This is a genomic window from Citrobacter sp. MGH110, from assembly GCF_001037515.1.
GTDB classification, from domain to species: Bacteria; Pseudomonadota; Gammaproteobacteria; order Enterobacterales; family Enterobacteriaceae; genus Citrobacter; species Citrobacter portucalensis.
The window spans coordinates 1,455,139-1,472,454 of record NZ_KQ089830.1; the positions used below are offsets into that span (position 1 = coordinate 1,455,139).

Sequence of the window (17,316 nt, forward strand, 5' to 3'; positions counted from 1 at the left end):
ACGATATGCATTAAATTATATAACGAGAGGCCTGGCAAACCATTTTCATCATGAGCGCACCAAACCCCACATTTCAGAGGGGTAAAAATGGCGTGCAATCCTTATCACGCCTGTCTTTATACGTGAGCGCTACTCCTGTGGGGGTAACGCGTTTAAAACTCGCATCGCCTGCTCCTGAGTGAGCGAATAATCGAAGAACTGGCGATAAAAATCTCGCGTTACGCTGACCATATCCAGGCCGCTAAACAATGCCGGATGCAGTTTCGATGCAGCCCACTGTAGCTGCAACGCGCTTTCAGTGCCGTAGCGATCCCAGGGGAACACACCCGCCGGATTGCGCCAGACGTTACCCTGTTTCACTGCGTTAAGTTCTTTGAACAACGCTGCGTATGGCGAACTGGCGATATCACCACACCCCGCACCGAGAATAATGACCTGCGGTTGCCAGTAGAGCACCCTCTCGGGCGACACCTCTTTCATGTTGCCGTCAACTTCACCTGCCGCATTCCGTCCACCCGCCAGCGTAATCCAGGTATCGATCAACGTGTTCCTGCCGTCGACTTTAAGCGGATTTAGCGATTGAATATGAAGTACCCGAGGGCGCTGATTTTCCGCCAGCTCCGCAGTTTTAGCCTGCACATCCGCGAGTACACGGTTGAGATACTGATTGTAAGCCGTTGCACGGACGCGAGCCTGCTCGGTACCCAGAACCTCTGCGGTCGTAGTGACCGATTTTTCCATCGAAGCATAGTCAGTAAATGCCATTTCAAGGGCCGGAATACCCGCCTGACTGTAGCTTTGAGCATCCCCTTTTCCTTTTGCCACAAACACCACGTCGACGTGCCGGGCCAACAAATCCTCACTATTAAATGATGTTCCTCGTATATGTAAGGCTTGTCTCAGAGAAGGATTGATTTTGAACATCCATGGCTGGTTTTCCTCATGGTTGACCGTCGCAACAATGTTACGACCAGCACCCAGCGTCATCAGCACCGAATGATGGGCAAACCAGCCATCCGCGATACGTTCAACATGCGCGGGAACGGTAACTGTGTGACCAGCATCATCCACAACCTGGCGTGTTGCCAGGGCAGGAAACGCCAGCCACACACAAAGCAGCCATGTGTGGCACGTTTTCATAAGCAACCCCTAAAAATCAACCTGAACAGAAAACTGAGCCTGGCGCGGTGCGCCAAGTTGAGCGCTGGCAGCCCCTGCGCCCGTGTAACCAGTCAATGCGCCCGGAACAATATTGGTCCAATAGTGACGGTCGGTGAGATTGGTGATATCAAACCGGAAAGTGGTTGGTGTGTTCCACAGTCTGGTGGCATAACGCGTACCGATGTCCACCGTGGTGTAACTCCCGACCCAGCTGTCGTTGGCATTATCGGTAGCCCGACGTCCGACGTAATGCACGTTCGTGTCGATATCCAGTCCCGGAACCCGTTCGATGGTGTAGATTGCGAGGATATTCGAGGCGAAGCGCGGCAAACCAACAACTTGCTTACCATCCGCATTGCTGGCCGCGGTATTATGAAGCGTTGGATCAAGCCAGGCTCCGCCGCCTAACACGCGCAAATTACGGGTGATATGCCCATCAGCCATCAGTTCCAGCCCACGGTTTTTCTGCGTACCATCCTGAGCAAAATCGCCATTGTCGTTGGTATAGGCAAAGGGGCGTTTGGCTTCAAAAAGCGCAGCGGTAAGCAGCAGATCTTTTACTGGCGCATATTTTGCGCCCACCTCCAGTTGATGGCTACGGTAGGGATCTAACACCTGCCCGGCATTGCGCGCCCCGGCGGGCGCGGTATCGCCCTGCTGCAAACTGTCCGCCCAGGTGGTATACAGCGTGACGTTCTCCACCGGTTTATACATCAGGCTGGTAGAACCGCTCATGCCATTGTCCTGCTGATGGCTGCTTTCATGTCCAGCTTTGTTGTAGTTACTGACGGTAAACAGGTTCTCGCTGCCGGAAAGCAGCAAACTCCACTGCGGGGAAAAATGCAGCGTATCGCTGAGCAAAAATGCATGTTGAGTGGTGGTCGCTGAATGATAGCGATCGGTAAAATCTGGATACGGTGGTCGTGGATAGTCGGGATGTTGATCGAGGGAAGAATGCCCCAGAGTGAAAGTGCCGCCGTTTCTTGGATTATAGTTTTTCCACACAAATCCACGCATTCCGGTAGCAATATCCTGCGTCAGCCAGCCGGTATCAATGCTACCGGTCAGGTTCGCTAAATAACTGTTGATGGTAAACCGACTGGCCGCCGAATTAGAGGTTGTAGTGGTGTAATCGCCCCGGTTATCCGTCAGGGTGTTGGTCACGGCCGTCGACTCGCGGTCTGCAACCTGGTGCAGCGCCCCCAGATCCAGCATCCAGTTGCCGTCAAAATCATGCTTAATATGCATATCGACGGTAGTCGTTTCGTCATCATGACCCGCATAAGATTGACCATATTTACTGTCCGTAGGATCAAATGCCGCGGGAAAGTGAACGCCTTTCGCCAGGGCAAAGCTACCAGGCATGCCTTTTTCGTAATAATGGTAATAGCTGAAATTACTCTCCAGCACCGTTTGATCTGTCAGTTGAAAGTCCAGCCCCAAGCCAGCGTACTGTCGACGGACATGGCTATCGGTGGTGTAGCTATGGCCCTCATCGTTCAGCAAGTTGAGGCGATATTTCACCTGGTCTCCCGCATCGATTGGGCCGCTGAAATCCATCGATGCCAACGTTCCCGACCCTGTACCTTGCCCTACTGTGACGCGATGCAACGGTGTATCGACAGGTCGTTTAGACACCAAATTAAACATCCCTGCTGGATTAGCAGGGCCATACAGCGATCCAGCGATGCCGCTCAACACCTCAATGTTCTGGAACTGTTCGGTCGAATATTCCGTCGTGGAGACGGCGTTCAGGCCATCAATCATATGGTTTTGTACCACGCTCCCCTGCATGCCGCGGGTTTGTGGGCGGACGCCGTCACCCTGAACGGACGGTAGGTAGCGATAGGCGTCTTTCACATCTTTGATTTGTTGCTGATCCAGCACTTTTTTCGACAACGTCTGCACCGACCAGGGAACGTCTATCAACTCTCGCTCGCCGAGGCTACCTAACGTGACTTTTTTTTCGCTCGCCGGAGGTTCATGTTCCGATAACGAGGATTGTGACGTGGCTGGCGCCGAAACGATGACGGTATCTTCAGCATGAGCCGTGACGGCGGTGGAAAAACAGGCAAAGGTTAACAACCCAGAGGCCACTGGGGTAAATTTGTTATTTAACATTCGTTAATTCAATTCGTTAGATAGAAAGACTGGAGGCCGCTAACGCAAGCGCCTTCTCTTGAAGAGTACAGTTATTATATTTGTATGATGAATAGAATAGATCCAATCGATATATATGTAAATATATAACGACATGTGGTTGGTAAATCCACGGCAACAAAAAAGCCGACGGTGATGACGACCGTCGGCTTTGGGTAAATGACAACTAACGAATTACTTGGTTGCTGCTTTGATAATATCGAGCGCTTTAGCGAACTGATCCTGCGGAATTGTCAGCGGGTAAAGGAAACGAATAACGTTGCCATACTGACCGCAGGTCAGCAGCAGTAATCCTTGCTCAAGGGCTTTCTTCTGCACGCGTTGTGCGGCAGCAGCGTTGGGTTCTCCTGTCGCTGCATCACAGAATTCAGCAGCAATCATAGAGCCTAAACCTCGCACTTCGGCCAGTTCAGGACACCCTGCTTGCGCGTCTGTCAGAGCGGCGCGCAGCTGTTCGCCGAGAGCCGCCGCACGCTGGCATAGCTGCTCATCACGAATGATATCCAGCACCGCATGGGCCGCTGCAATCGACAGCGGGTTTCCGGCGTAGGTTCCCCCCAGACCACCCGGCGCAGGCGCATCCATAATTTCGGCTTTGCCCACGACGCCTGACAGCGGCATGCCGCCCGCAAGGCTTTTCGCCATGGTCATCAGGTCCGCTTTATCGGCGTAATGATCCATCGCAAACAGCTGACCCGTACGGGCAAACCCGCTTTGTACTTCATCAGCGATCATCACGATGCCATGCTCGTCGCAAATACGGCGGATGGCAGCCACAAATTCTGGCGGCGCCACCACGAAGCCCCCTTCGCCCTGGACGGGTTCGAAGATAATCGCCGCAACCTGGGTTGGATCGATATCGGCTTTAAACAGACGCTCAATCGCTTTTAGGGAATCCGCCGTGGAAATGCCCTGCAATTCAGAAGGATACGGCGCATGGTAAACAGAGCCTGGGAACGGACCGAAACCTTTTTTATAGGGTGCCACCTTGCCGGTTAACGCCATCGTCATGTAAGTACGCCCATGAAAACCACCGCCAAATGCGATAACGCCAGGACGGCCGGTATGCGCGCGCGCAATTTTCACCGCGTTTTCTACCGCTTCAGCCCCGGTAGTGAAGAATGTGGTTTTACGCTTGCCGTCGATTGGCGCAACGGCGTTGATTTTCTCAGCTAAAGACACATAGCTTTCGTACGGGACAATCTGATAAGCCGTATGGGTAAAAGCCTGAAGTTGCGCTTCGACTGCCTGCACCAGGCGAGGATGGCGGTGTCCGGTGTTCAGCACGGCGATCCCGGCGGCAAAATCGATGTACTGATTGCCTTCGATATCGGTAATCGTGCTGTTTTCTGCCGACTGGGCATAAAAATCACACATCACACCCACGCCACGCGGGGTGGCATCCAGACGACGTTGTTGCAGGTTTTTATTGTTCATTCTCTACACCTTGTCCATTAATACATTTCGGTTGAATTACCCTTTAAATTTAGACGCCGTCTGGTACTTTAATCGAGAGCCAAATCGTTTTATTTTAAGGATCCAAATGCGTTCACTTGCCGGAGATGTGATCAAGCATGCATTTAATCAGCAGACTGACGAAAAACTACATCGCCGCCTGTATGCCGCCATTTGTAGTTGCATCCTCGAAGGTAGCCTGAAACCGGCTACCCGAATGCCTCCGTCGCGTGACCTGGCAGGAGAGCTGACGCTATCGCGCAATACCGTCCTGCGGGTGTACGAACAGTTGCAAGCTGAAGGGTATATTTCCGCGCGCACCAGCAGCGGCACATTTGTGACCGACAGCGTGCTGGACAATCTCGACCTGCGTCCTGACAAAGAGCCTGTTGCTGCCGCTCTGGAAGATCACACCCGCTTATCCGACCGCTGCCTTGAGCTGCTGGGTCATGCCAGCGCCAGTCCCCGTCAGTGGGGGGCATTTATTCCAGGCGTACCTGATGTAGAGCATTTCCCGCACCGGGTGCTCAAGAAAATTCAGGACAGGCTGGCAAGACGACTGCGCCCGGAGTATCTCACTTACGATGCCACAGGCGGCGTGAATGAGCTAAAAGAAGCACTGGCAGACTATCTGCGCACCGCTCGCGGCGTACGGTGCTCACCGGAGCAAATTCTGATTACTGAAGGTATTCACCAGGCCCTGGATCTGGTGACCCGGACTTTATGCAACCCGGGCGATCACGCCTGGATTGAGGAACCGGGCTACTGGGGAATCAAAAATATTCTGCGCATCAATGCCGTTAATTTTTCGGCTATCCCGGTTGATGAACAAGGCATGGTCCCGCCGGATGCAGGTGAAACACCGCCAAAACTTATTTTTGTGACACCGTCACATCAATACCCACTCGGTTCGGTAATGAGTCTGAGCCGCCGCCGGCAACTTCTCTTTCGCGCACGTGAAACGCGAAGTTGGATAGTGGAAGATGATTACGACAGTGAGTTCCGCTTTTCCGGCCAGCCGATTCCCTCTTTGCAGGGGCTGGAAGAAGAGACACCGGTCATTTACATCGGGACATTCAGTAAGACACTCTATCCCGCACTGCGACTCGGGTATGTCGTGCTACCTAAATCGTTAGCCGCTCCGCTGAAAAAGGTTCATAACGACCTCTATCGTGGTGGGCATCTGTTGATTCAGGCCGCACTGGCGGAGTTTATTCGCGAGGGTTATTACGCGGCACACATTCGGAAAATGCGTCAGCTATACAGTCGTCGTCGCCAGATGCTGGTAGAGCTTATCAGCCGCCAACTTGGTGAACATTTTCTTGGTTCTTTCAGCAGCAACGCCGGGCTGCATATGATCTTACAGTTACCCTCCGGGAGCGATGATGCGGTCATTGCCCAACAGGCGAATGCGCAAGGGTTGTTGGTGCGCCCACTGTCACGCTACTACGTGAATGAAGAGAAACGCAGCGGCCTGTTGCTGGGATTTGCCAGTATAGAAGAAAATGAAATGACGTCGGCGTTTACCCGACTCGCGGATATTATCAGGGTAAACACCGTGTAAGCACTGCCGGATGACGGTGCAAGCACCTTCTCCGGCATACTGTTTAATGTGACGCTTTTTTAACGCCAGCCAGGTCTTCCTGGCTTACTTCGCCATTCCCTTCACCCCAACTTTTACGCACATAGTTGATCACGTCGCGCATTTCGTTGTTGCTTAACAAGCCACCGTAGGCAGGCATCTTAAAGGAGACGCTGCCACGCGTTGTCGGTGTTTCTGCGCCGTGGGCAATCACTCTGAACAGCGGTGTCGGGTCATCAACCATCACCAGTGGATTGTTAACTAAAGAAGGCGCGTTATCATCCGTACCTTTCCCTTCCAGACCGTGACAAGTTGAACAGTAGCGGTTATAGGTCACTTTGCCCGCCTCAGGTGAATTCGACCAGGATGCTGTAGTCGCCGCAGCACGTACCGTTTCAGGCTTCGCACTTTTCAGGCTCAACAGATATTGGGCGATCGCCGTGGCATCTTCGTCGGTCAGATACTGTGTACTCTGCGTGACGACTTCAGCCATCGAACCTGAAACCGCGGCATGCTTGCTTTTACCGGTCAGCAACAGCGATTTTAACTCCTGCTCAGACATACCGGTGCCGCGCAGCGACGGTGCATACCAGCCGTCAATCATCGCGCCGCTCAGGTATTCGGCATCAGCATTAGTATACGCTTTTTCGTTCATCGCCATGCCTCTCGGGGTATGGCATGAACCGCAGTGTCCGGGGCCTTCCACCAGATAAGCACCTCGTTTTACCAGAGCAGCATTATCATCCGTTTTCGCGCCCTCTACAGCCGTCACTGGCGCGTCGGTAAACAGCCAGTTCCAGATATGCAGCGGCCAGCGGGCGGAAAGTAGCCACGGAATGGCATTCTCTTTATTGGGCTGTGCTGACGGCGTGACGTCATGCATAAAATAGCTATACAGCGCCTTAACATCCTCGTCAGAAAGTTTCGCATAGGAGGGATAAGGCATAGCCGGATAGAGTGGATGACCATCTTTGGCGATCCCCTGCCGTACGGCCTTTTCAAAATCCTCGTAAGAATAATTTCCAATACCCTGCGTTTTGTCCGGGGTAATGTTGGTCGAATAAATATCCCCCACCGGAGTAGGAAACTTTTTGCCCCCCGCCATCGCCGCACCACCTTCTGCTGTGTGACAGGCGACGCAGTCTGAAATTCGCGCGATGTATTCACCGTTAGATTCAGCAGCGGAAACCGAAGCGGTAAATAAACAGGCGGCGAGAATGGTTACGTTACGCATAGATCACCCCATATCCTTGAGTTCATTAACCGCACGCCATGCCTGATCGATTGCCGTGTGGGCATAAGCACTCCAGTCAGAATCGGAGTTAGCGATGGCAATGCGACCGACTGGCTTACGCGCCCGTTCGATAATTTCTGGCATCTTATCCATATCATCGAACAGCGAGTTGGCGTAGTACGCATAGCCATGCGCCCAGCGGTTAACCGTAATGGCGGCAATATCGCGTTGATTATCAAATCCGGTTGAGCCAAACATCTCCTGCAACTGGGAGCGAATCATCTCCTCATGCGCCGCAAAGGTGGTCCCCAGCAAATAGGCTCGTCCTAGACGGAACTGCTCTCTGGCCGACAGGTTACTGCCCGGATAGGTCGGCACATAGACCATATGAATGACCATCGGATCGTCCGGGGAGGCCGGATGTTGATACCCACCAATACTGACCGGGTAGTCGAGCTTGACCCTGCTATAAGGTGCCGCCGGAGAATAAAACTCATGTACGCCAAGCTGTTTGAACGCCTGCCAGTTTTTGACCACCACGTTGGTGTACACCAGCGGTGCCTTCACGTTCAGTTTAAGATCCGCCTGCTGCTGTTCCGGCATCTCTGGCACCAGATACGGGATCATCATGTTATAACCTGCCATGATGGTGTTCTTACCGCGCACACGGTGCATTTTACCGTCACGCAGATAGGTCACCGCCACGCCATCCTGCACGTTGGCCGCATTAATCACCGTGCTGTTCAGGCGCAGGCGCGTGGTGTTTTCCGGCAGATCCAGCTTTTCGTAATGTAATCTGGCGAGGACAGAGTCTTCCATCGTGTTGCCCGGTAGCGCATCCGGCAGCATATATCTGACTAACAGACGGGCTAACCCGGCGTTACCGTCCGGGAAGTGGTAAACATATGGCTCTTCGAGGTCGGCCAGTGACTCACCGTCCAGCGGCGGTAACCCCATCCCTTCCATGCCGGGTAAGGCGCACGCACGGGCATCGCTACAGGAAATACCTTCAATACCAATAGCAAAGAAGTCGTTGGAACGCTGCTGGAAATAGAGCAGCGCCATTTTGCTCAAACCAACTTTTGTTGCCAAAAATTCACTGTAGCTGTGGGTATCCAGCCATTCCATTTTCTCATCGACCGTCATCCCCGGCAGGTAATCACCGGGCCGGACGTGCAGGTCGATCAGCGCTTTTCTGTCGTTCTCACTTAGCGGAAAATCATTGATAAAGTCTTCAATTTTACGCCCATTGAGCCTGTCCGGCGGAATATCATCAGATACCGCGCGACCCGGATCGCCGCTGACGATTTTTGTTTCGCCAAAATTCTTCTTATCGAAGAAAACGCCGCGACTGAGCTGCCAGTCGGGGTAGAAGTTTACGTCAAAACTCTCTTTCAACCGCGTGACGCTGACACCCACGGTTTCCATCAACTTTTGTACTTCAGGGCTGAAATTATGCGCAGGTGACTGGAATGCTTCGCTGCCACCATAACCGAGTAATTTCTTACCCGAGCTGGTAAATTCATTACGTTTGGCGTGTCCACCAAAGTCGTCATGGTTATCGAGGATCAGGATCCGGCTATTTTGCCCGGCAACTTGACGCCAAAAACAACCGGCAGCTAACCCGCTAATACCACCACCCACAATCACCAGATCGTACTCTTCCTCAACGGGCAGAGCGTTTAAATCAAAATGTTTATGCTCGCGACCTAGCGCATGCGCCATTTCAAACGATCCAGGATGATTACCCCGCAGCCCCGTCAGCGCAGGAGGATAATAATTTCCATCTATAAATGCGTTTCCCTTTCCTGCCGCCCTGACCCACTCCAGCGGGGTAAGTCCCGCCGCAATAGTCACCGCGACGCCGTTGAGAAAATCACGTCTGGTAATTGCCATTAACTTTTTTCCTTATTGCTACACACTGCCTTTAATACGACACAAATAAGAGAGATACCCCTTCTTATTTATAAAGGGGTACAACCGACTACTTCACTGGCTTTAACTCTTCATCCAGTTTTTTAGAATCATAATAATCACCCTGCCAGGTGATTTTTCCTGCTTTAACATGAATATAGCTGACGCCTTCAAATTTGATCGGATTATTTGTCGGCGGACTCCCTGCCCATTCACCACTATTTTTGCCTGAAAATTCCCAACGAAAGGCCACGGTATCTTCGTCGTAGACGGGTTTTCCAACCATTTTCCAGCTAAGATCTGGAACCGCCTTAATAAAAGCGCCGATAACCTCTTTTTCTGCTTTTTCCCTGCCGTTTATCGGTTCTCCTGCGGCGGCATCATAATAGACCGCATCATCAGCAAGAAATTGAGCGGCTCGCGAAGCATCATGCGCATTCCACGCCGCCATATACTCTTTTACGGTATTCAGCGATGTACTTTCTGCCAGGCTATAGCCCGAGAACATCACTAATGAAAGCACCGCAATTTTTAATGTTTTCATCGTAATCCTCTCTATTCAGAAATGTCGCACATGATATGTTTCACCCGAGTGTATTCCTCGAGTGAATAAGATGAGAGATCTTTGCCGTACCCCGATTTTTTGAACCCGCCGTGCGGCATCTCGGCACACAGAGGAATGTGATTGTTAATCCACACCGTGCCAAAATCGAGGTCAATGCTGAAGCGTTGGGCGCGACCATGGTTACTGGTCCAGACGCTGGCGGCAAGACCATACTCCACATCATTCGCTTTGTGTAGTACCTCTTCGTCAGTAGAAAACGACTGAACAGTCATTACCGGGCCAAATACTTCATGCTGAATAGCTTCATCATTTTGATGCAAACCGGAGACGATCGTCGGCTCAAAATAGAAGCCTGGACCAGATCCTGCGCGCCCACCGGTTTCAATTTTTGCATGTGCCGGTAAACGCTCAATAAAGCCTTTCACCTGCTCCAGCTGATTCCGGCTATTCAATGCGCCGTACAGTGCATTTTGATCTTCTGGCGGCCCATATTTGATACTTTTTGTTTTCTGGATCAGTTTTTCCAGAAACTCAGCGTAGATAGATTGGTCTACCAGGATCCGCGTTGCCGCTGTGCAATCCTGCCCGGCATTGAAAAAGCCAGCTGTGGTAATCGTCGCAATCGCCTTGTCCATATCCGCATCGGCGAACACGATTGCGGGCGCTTTCCCGCCCAATTCCAGGTGTGCTCGGGTCAGATTTGCCGCCGCCGAAGCCGCAACCTGCAAACCCGCACGGACCGAACCGGTAATCGAGACCAGTGAGGCTTTCGGGTTTGAAACCACCAGCGAACCAGTGCTGGCTTTGCCCAACACAACGTTAAACGCCCCTCTCGGGAACAATGGTGCGGCCAGTTCAGCCAACAGCAGCGTACTAACTGGCGTGGTGTCGCTTGGTTTTAACACCACCGTGTTGCCTGCCGCCAGCGCTGGTGCAATCTTCCACACCGCCATCATGAACGGGTAGTTCCACGGCGTCACTTGCCCAACAATACCCAGCGGTTCACGACGAATGGTTGAAGTAAATCCTGCGGAATATTCTCCGGCCGCCTTTCCTTCAAGACAGCGCGCCGCTCCGGCAAAAAAGCGGATGGCATCGCAAGATGCCGCGATCTCCTCTTTCTCAATAAAATGGCGAAGCTGACCGGTTTCCTGACTCTGCGCGGTTACCAGTCGCTCAACGTTACGTTCAATCTCATCGGCCAGCCGCAATAACGCCTTTTGCCGCTGTGCCGGCGTCGATTTTCTCCAGATGCTAAACGCCGCCTCCGCTGCTGAGTAAGCCTGCTCTACCTCCGCCTCGTTAGCGTTGGGAGATATTGCGTACGTTTCGCCGTCAACCGGACTCACCAGTTCAAAGCTATCTTCGCTACTGCCTGCTACATAGTGCCCATTAATAAAATGCTTCAGGGTTTTCATGTTTGTCTCCTGCCAATTAATACATAAAGAATCTTATGTAATATATATATTGTAAAATTTTTTCAAATGCGCAACATTGACACTATGATAAGCCTCGCATTTTTAACTTAATTTTCACATTTGCGGGATGAGGCTTTTTATTGCCAGCTGACGCGTTACGCCCAGCTCATCATAAGGTTATCGGGACACACATCCGCTTGTGCAGTGACGTTGCGCCCAGGCATGTAAAATAACTCGGCCATTCTTACCTTCCTTGCCCGACGGGCATGTGTTAAAAATGGTCGTTGTTTCAGGGAATTGAGTACAGAAAAGATTATGATTACTCACGCGGTCATATTTGCGCCTATCGGGCAGGTCAGTCGTTCAGACCAGATAGTCCAACGCCTTTCAAATGCCATTATCACGGGGTTGCTGGAGCCAAAAGAACAGCTCCCCAACGAAACTGATTTGGCAAAGATGATGGGTGTCTCACATATCACTATCAGAGAAGCGCTAAACACGCTTCGGGCTAATAATCTTATCCATACGGTTCGTGGTCGTAATGGTGGGAGTTTCGTTTGCGAAAATATTGATGGCAAAAATAGCGCCCTGCATCCGTTCAAGGCGATCAGTACGGATTATCTGTCTGATCTGGGTGAAATGCATTGCGCCATTATTAGCCATAGCGCGCGGCTGGCTTCCCGACGGATGACCGGTGCGGATATCGCCAAATTTCGCGAGTTTGTCGAGGTGCTCAGAAAGGCAAACTCACCTGAGCTGATGACTCAGGCCGATATGCGTTGTCTGCTGGCGATTGCCGCCAGTTCGCATTCAGCGCGACTGGCCAATCAGGAGCTGCAGGTTCAGGCTGAATGGGCATCGCTGGTGGCGATACTTTATCGCACAGACAGTATTCATGCAGAAATTATCGCGCTTTATTCGGCGCTGGCCGATGCGCTGGCTGCTCACAACGAGGCAGAGTCAGTACAGTTTGCCACGCAGATCATCGACACGTTTACCTACTACCTTATTGAAAAAAAGCTGAAATATAACTCGAACTGACAATCAGTGAAGGCAGGACAGACAATGAGCTCTTCGACATCCCTAAGCGCATTAATTCGTAAAATTGATGATATTACTGTTTCTACCGTAGATTCTACCGTTGCGCTGGCGAGGAGCATCCATGAGGCGATTTCAGGGGTACAAAAGGCCTCAGCCGAGATCGTTCTCGACCCCTCAGTCAGATCCACCGTTCAACAGCACATCAAGCGCACGCTCAATAACAACCATTACTGCTCAGGGGCGGGATTCGCCAGCCATATTGAGAGCACCGCAACCACAAAAGAGTACTGGTTGCTGGAGTGGTGGTATAAGAAAGATAATGGTTTAAGCCAGGCGCATCTGGATTTGGATCAGGCCACTCAACAACGACTGGATTTCAGAACCTTTGAGTGGTTTAAGCATTCTCCTCCGGCAGGCAAAGCCTATATCCACGGTCCCTACGTCGACTATATTTGCAATATCTCCTATACCTTAACGTCAGCCGTCCCGGTCTACTACAACGATCAGTTTCTCGGTGTTGCCGCGGTCGATCTGCTGGTCAGTCAGATAGAAGCCGAACTGCTTTCCTGTGCCCATCCTGACTATGTGATTCTGACTAATCTGGAAAACAGGATCATTTTCTCCAGTTGGCCACGTTTTCGCGTGGGTGAATTGCTGTCACCTGCAAACAGTACCGTGGTGTATCAAAGCGACTACTTTATCCTTTATCACTATCAAAACTAAGGGCCCGAAGGCCCTTAGTTTTTAGTTATCCTGCCCCATATTGAGCTTATTGGCGTACGCAATGGCGTCGTTTTCCGGCGCCGCTGAACGACCAAACGGACGGGTCAGGAACATATAAATAAGCCCCGAGCCAACAACAATCGCCAGGCCGAACAGGACCGTCCAACGGTCGATGAAGTCGCTGCTGTCTGCCGGTTGCGCCAGTAACCAGATCCCGCACAATCCGTAAGCTAACGCCAACACATTCACGATTACGCCCCAACCGCCAATGGTCCACTCCCCCGCCGGTTTCCAGCCTTTCAGACGCTGACGCAGCGCGGCCAGCACAACCATCTGGAACGAGATATAAATCCCGATAACAGCAAACGCGGTGATACGCGACAGGTTATCTGGCTGGAAATAAACCCAAACGCAGATGATCACTGGCAGCAGGCAACTGACGACCATGGCATTATCCGGAACACCATTTTTAGAGATTTTGGCCATCCATTCACTTCCAGGCAGCATTCTGTCGCGGGAGAAAGAAAAGATAAGACGGCTTAACGCAGCCTGCAGAGACAAAATGCACGACAACATGGCGATAATTGCAACCACGATAAAGACAGTCGCGCCAGTTTCGCCCAGAGCTTCATTAAGGATTGCCGGGATCGGATCGGACGTTTTGCCATTCACGATACTGACCAGATTCGGTGAAGCCAGCAAATAACCCATAACAGAAATAATGGCGGAAATCGCGCCGAATACGATGCTTAAAATCATCGCCACCGGGATCTTTTTACTCGGATTCTGCACCTCTTCCGCAACGTTACCGCAGGCCTCAAAGCCAAAGAACATAAACAGCCCCATCAGTGCAGCAGACATAAATGCGGTGGAGTAGCTGCCGTCATGAGCCAGCACGCCCATCGAGTCAAAAATCACAGAGAACGGCTGTGAACGGTGGAAAATCAGCAGATAAATCCCCAGCGCGATCACGCTGACAATTTCACACCAGAAGCCAATTTTTGCCACCCGGGCCAGATTTTTAGTCCCGGACATATTAACGGCCATCATCAACAGCAGCAGCAGAACAGAAGTCACCAACATCGTGGCCGGCGTCTGGCCATAGTGGAAGAGTGATTCAACGAACGTTGATGTATATTCCGCGATCGACGTAATGGTGACCACCAGCGCCCACAGATAGATCCAGGCGGCGATCCACGCATACTTCTTGCCCCACAACCTTCTGGCCCAGGGGTAAAGCCCGCCGGTTATCGGATACTGGGAAGCGACCTCACCAAACACCAATGCCACCAAAAGTTGCCCACATGCGACGATTAAAATCCACCATACTGCGGGCGGCCCCGCCAGCGTTACGGCCAGTGCAAACAGCGAATAGACGGCGGTAAGCGGCGACAGGTAGGTAAAACCCAACGCAAAGTTTGAAATAAGACCGATCGAGCGATTGAACTGTTCTTTGCCATCTTTTTGAAAATTATCATTTTTCTTATCAGGTGTCTGTTCCATATTGCTTTCTCTTTTGTGGAATAGTCGCAGGGTTGAACAATTAATGTATAAAAGATATTAAGTTATATGTATAGTGATTTTGTCGCAGATTTGTTAAAAATGATCGCGCATCACGTTAATGAAAAAGTGGAGATAAAACGGTAGAGAGAGCGAGAATTTTGCGGTATTTACAACCAACGATTCTTTAGCAATTGCGAACCATAGGCTATTTTGGCGGATAATTACGCACAGCGGATTGCGTTCGATGCTAAGTAGCAAGAATCGCTGCTGTTAAGCAACATTTTTGCAATATAATAACGTGATGTTAAACGCTGAACCTGAGCAGGTGAATGATGGAAATTGATCTCGATAATCTGGTCTTTGATGGACTGGAAGAAGCGCAAGAGCGTAACGCTGAACGTCTGGAAGATGCAGACAAGAAAGCGCAGGAAATTATTGCTGATAATGACTGCGGCGACGCCTGCAAAATCTGATTTCCAAACCGGCGCAATGCCGGTTTTTTGTTGCCTGTTAACCCCACCCACTTCAGCCCGTATACCGTAAGGCCTCAATCAGTTGGGCAAAGGCGACGGTATGCTGTTTTCGGCTGGGATAGTACAAATAATAGCCAGGAAAAGGTTCGCACCAGTCCTCCAACACTTTTTCCAATGCCCCCTCTGCAACAGCCTGCTCGACGGTGTCTTCCGGCACAAAAGCCAGCCCCATTCCCGCCATCGCTGCGCTAATTCGCGGGGATAGATTGTTAAAAATAAGCTGCCCTTCCACCCGTACGCGCAAATCTTGCCCGTCTTTAGCAAACTCCCAGGCGTATAATCCGCCCAACGTCGGCATGCGCATGTTAATACAGCTGTGATTTTGCAGGTCGTGAGGGGTTTGCGGTTTGCCATGACGAGCAAAATACGCCGGTGACCCCACCACTACCATGCGCCAGTCCGGGCCAATTCTGACGGCTACCATGTCTTTTGCCACCTGCTCACCGAGCCGAATACCCGCGTCATAACGGCCAGTCACAATATCCGTCAGACTATTGTCGATGGTCATTTCCACATTAACATCAGGGTAAGCCTGCAAAAACGGCTCCAGCGCGGGCCAGACGGTAGATTGCAATGCATGTTCGCCCAGCGTCAGGCGGATGTTACCGGCCACGCGCTGACGGACATCGGTTAATGCCAGCAGCTCTGTTTCAATGTCATCAAAACGCGGGCTGATACTGTTGATAAGCCGTTCTCCGGCTTCGGTCGGCGCAACACTGCGCGTGGTGCGGGTCAGAAGCCGTACATCCAGCCGCTCTTCAAGCCCACGAATCGCATGGCTTAGCGCGGATTGCGAAACCCCAAGTTTTGCCGCTGCCCGGGTAAAACTACGCTCGCGGGCAACGATAATGAGATAATAGAGATCGTTAAAATTATCACGCAGCATGCTTATCCCCACTCCAGACCTGTTGTGATATATGGTACAGGTCCGGAGGGTATTCCAGTAGCATTTCTGGACATTAGCACAGCTCAATCTTATTCAAGCGTGCTCTCACACAAAAACAAAATGCGAATTATTACCAGGCTTATGCACGATTTTACCTTTCACTCCTGCATTATTTTCACCCGCTATTAACACATCCTTCACTAATAACATTTTGTATATAGATAAGAATTTTTTCTTATTTTGTCCCAACCGTAAGTTATGGGAGCGTAAAAAGCACAAACCAAAAAACTACAGGGATTTCATACAATGATGGCAACGAAAACTTACCGCGCTAAAAAAACACTGCTGGCATTGGGCGTGCTGCTGGCCTCAGGACTTACCGTCTCGCAGGTTCAGGCTGACCAACTGGCCGATATCAAAGCCGCAGGCGTCGTAAAAGTCGCGACATTTGACGCGAATCCTCCGTTTGGCTCCGTCGATGCCAAAACCCATAAGATTGTCGGCTACGACGTTGATTTTGCCGAAGCGCTGGCCAAATCCCTTGGTGTAAAACTGGAACTTGTAGCGACCAATCCGGCAAACCGCATTCCGTTATTACAATCTGGTAAAGCTGATTTAATCGTCGCAGATATCACGATTACACCTGAACGGGCGCAGGTAATAGATTTCTCCGTTCCTTATTTTGTTACCGGCCAGCAGTTCCTTGTGCCAGCAAAATCTCCGGATAAGCTCGATGAATACAGCAAAGCACGCATCGGCGCGGTAAAAGGCACTACTGGTGAACAGGCACTGCATCAGCGCTTCCCGCAGTCGCGCGTGTTGGCCTACGACGATATCCCGCTGGCGTTAACCGCGCTACGCAACGGCAATGTTCAGGCCATTACCCAGGACAGTACGATTCTGGCCGGGTTATTAGGCGCTGCGCCGGATAAAGCTGATTTCAAAATTCTGCCGGACCTGCTGAGCAAAGAAGAGATCGGCGTGGGGGTGAAAAAAGGTGAGCCAGCGTTGTTAAAAGCCGTCAACGATGAACTTTTGAAGCTGGAATCTACCGGGCAGGCAGCCAAAATTTATGATGTCTGGTTTGGTCCTGAAACCAAAAATCCGCAAGCCCGCGCCTTTAAAATAGAAGCCAAGTAAT

14 protein-coding genes are annotated in these 17,316 nt (G+C 51.3%); 5 read left to right on the forward strand and 9 right to left on the reverse strand.

The features are described 5' to 3' along the window. Positions 1–129: 129 nt before the first annotated feature. The 3 genes from SK38_RS06905 to puuE form a co-directional block, all read right to left on the reverse strand. Positions 130–1,140: an ABC transporter substrate-binding protein gene (locus SK38_RS06905; protein ID WP_048235459.1), complete on the reverse strand. Its 1,011-nt coding sequence runs from the start codon at positions 1,138–1,140 to the stop codon at positions 130–132. A gap of 9 nt (positions 1,141–1,149) precedes the next feature. Beyond that, positions 1,150–3,282 carry a TonB-dependent receptor gene (locus SK38_RS06910; RefSeq protein WP_048235460.1) on the reverse strand — a complete coding sequence of 711 codons (2,133 nt, stop codon included), beginning with the start codon at positions 3,280–3,282 and terminating at the stop codon, positions 1,150–1,152. 213 nt (positions 3,283–3,495) lie between these two features. Then, entirely contained in the window at positions 3,496–4,758 is a 1,263-nt protein-coding gene (puuE, locus tag SK38_RS06915) for a 4-aminobutyrate transaminase (protein WP_003832711.1), read from the reverse strand. A gap of 106 nt (positions 4,759–4,864) precedes the next feature. Between puuE and pdxR the strand changes: the two genes are divergently transcribed. Continuing rightward, the gene (gene pdxR, locus SK38_RS06920) at positions 4,865–6,340 is read left to right on the forward strand and encodes a MocR-like pyridoxine biosynthesis transcription factor PdxR (protein WP_048235461.1); all 1,476 of its coding nucleotides are present in this window, start codon (positions 4,865–4,867) and stop codon (positions 6,338–6,340) included. A 43-nt stretch (positions 6,341–6,383) separates the two neighbouring features. Here the strand turns inward: pdxR and SK38_RS06925 are convergent, their stop codons facing one another. The 4 genes from SK38_RS06925 to SK38_RS06940 form a co-directional block, all read right to left on the reverse strand. Then, positions 6,384–7,592 (reverse strand): c-type cytochrome, encoded by a 1,209-nt coding sequence (locus tag SK38_RS06925; protein ID WP_048235462.1) that lies wholly within the window; start codon positions 7,590–7,592, stop codon positions 6,384–6,386. Between the two features lie 3 nt (positions 7,593–7,595). Further along, positions 7,596–9,488 carry an NAD(P)-binding protein gene (locus tag SK38_RS06930; RefSeq protein WP_048235463.1) on the reverse strand — a complete coding sequence of 631 codons (1,893 nt, stop codon included), beginning with the start codon at positions 9,486–9,488 and terminating at the stop codon, positions 7,596–7,598. 88 nt (positions 9,489–9,576) lie between these two features. Next, a complete protein-coding gene (locus SK38_RS06935) occupies positions 9,577–10,050 on the reverse strand; it encodes an ester cyclase (protein WP_032943249.1) in 474 nt (157 codons plus the stop codon). Between the two features lie 11 nt (positions 10,051–10,061). Beyond that, on the reverse strand, positions 10,062–11,489 hold the full coding sequence (locus SK38_RS06940; RefSeq protein ID WP_048235464.1) for a gamma-aminobutyraldehyde dehydrogenase: 1,428 nt from the start codon (positions 11,487–11,489) through the stop codon (positions 10,062–10,064). Between the two features lie 315 nt (positions 11,490–11,804). On the opposite strand from SK38_RS06940, the gene SK38_RS06945 reads away from it, so the two are divergent. Together SK38_RS06945 and SK38_RS06950 are read left to right on the forward strand one after the other, a co-directional pair. Then, positions 11,805–12,530 carry a FadR/GntR family transcriptional regulator gene (locus tag SK38_RS06945; protein WP_008784630.1) on the forward strand — a complete coding sequence of 242 codons (726 nt, stop codon included), beginning with the start codon at positions 11,805–11,807 and terminating at the stop codon, positions 12,528–12,530. A gap of 24 nt (positions 12,531–12,554) precedes the next feature. Next, positions 12,555–13,253: a cache domain-containing protein gene (locus tag SK38_RS06950; protein ID WP_020996432.1), complete on the forward strand. Its 699-nt coding sequence runs from the start codon at positions 12,555–12,557 to the stop codon at positions 13,251–13,253. Positions 13,254–13,274: 21 nt separating this feature from the next. On the opposite strand, the gene SK38_RS06955 is transcribed toward SK38_RS06950, so the two are convergent. Continuing rightward, entirely contained in the window at positions 13,275–14,756 is a 1,482-nt protein-coding gene (locus SK38_RS06955; RefSeq protein WP_003832697.1) for an APC family permease, read from the reverse strand. Positions 14,757–15,088: 332 nt separating this feature from the next. Here SK38_RS06955 and SK38_RS24920 point away from each other — a divergent pair, with 332 nt between their 5' ends. Beyond that, positions 15,089–15,229 carry a hypothetical protein gene (locus SK38_RS24920; protein ID WP_003832695.1) on the forward strand — a complete coding sequence of 47 codons (141 nt, stop codon included), beginning with the start codon at positions 15,089–15,091 and terminating at the stop codon, positions 15,227–15,229. A 52-nt stretch (positions 15,230–15,281) separates the two neighbouring features. Here SK38_RS24920 and SK38_RS06960 read toward each other — a convergent pair whose 3' ends face one another. Further along, on the reverse strand, positions 15,282–16,175 hold the full coding sequence (locus SK38_RS06960; RefSeq protein WP_048235465.1) for a LysR family transcriptional regulator: 894 nt from the start codon (positions 16,173–16,175) through the stop codon (positions 15,282–15,284). A 306-nt stretch (positions 16,176–16,481) separates the two neighbouring features. On the opposite strand from SK38_RS06960, the gene SK38_RS06965 reads away from it, so the two are divergent. Further along, positions 16,482–17,315, forward strand: a complete 834-nt coding sequence (locus SK38_RS06965; RefSeq protein WP_048235466.1) for an ABC transporter substrate-binding protein — start codon at positions 16,482–16,484, stop codon at positions 17,313–17,315. Position 17,316 lies beyond the last annotated feature (1 nt).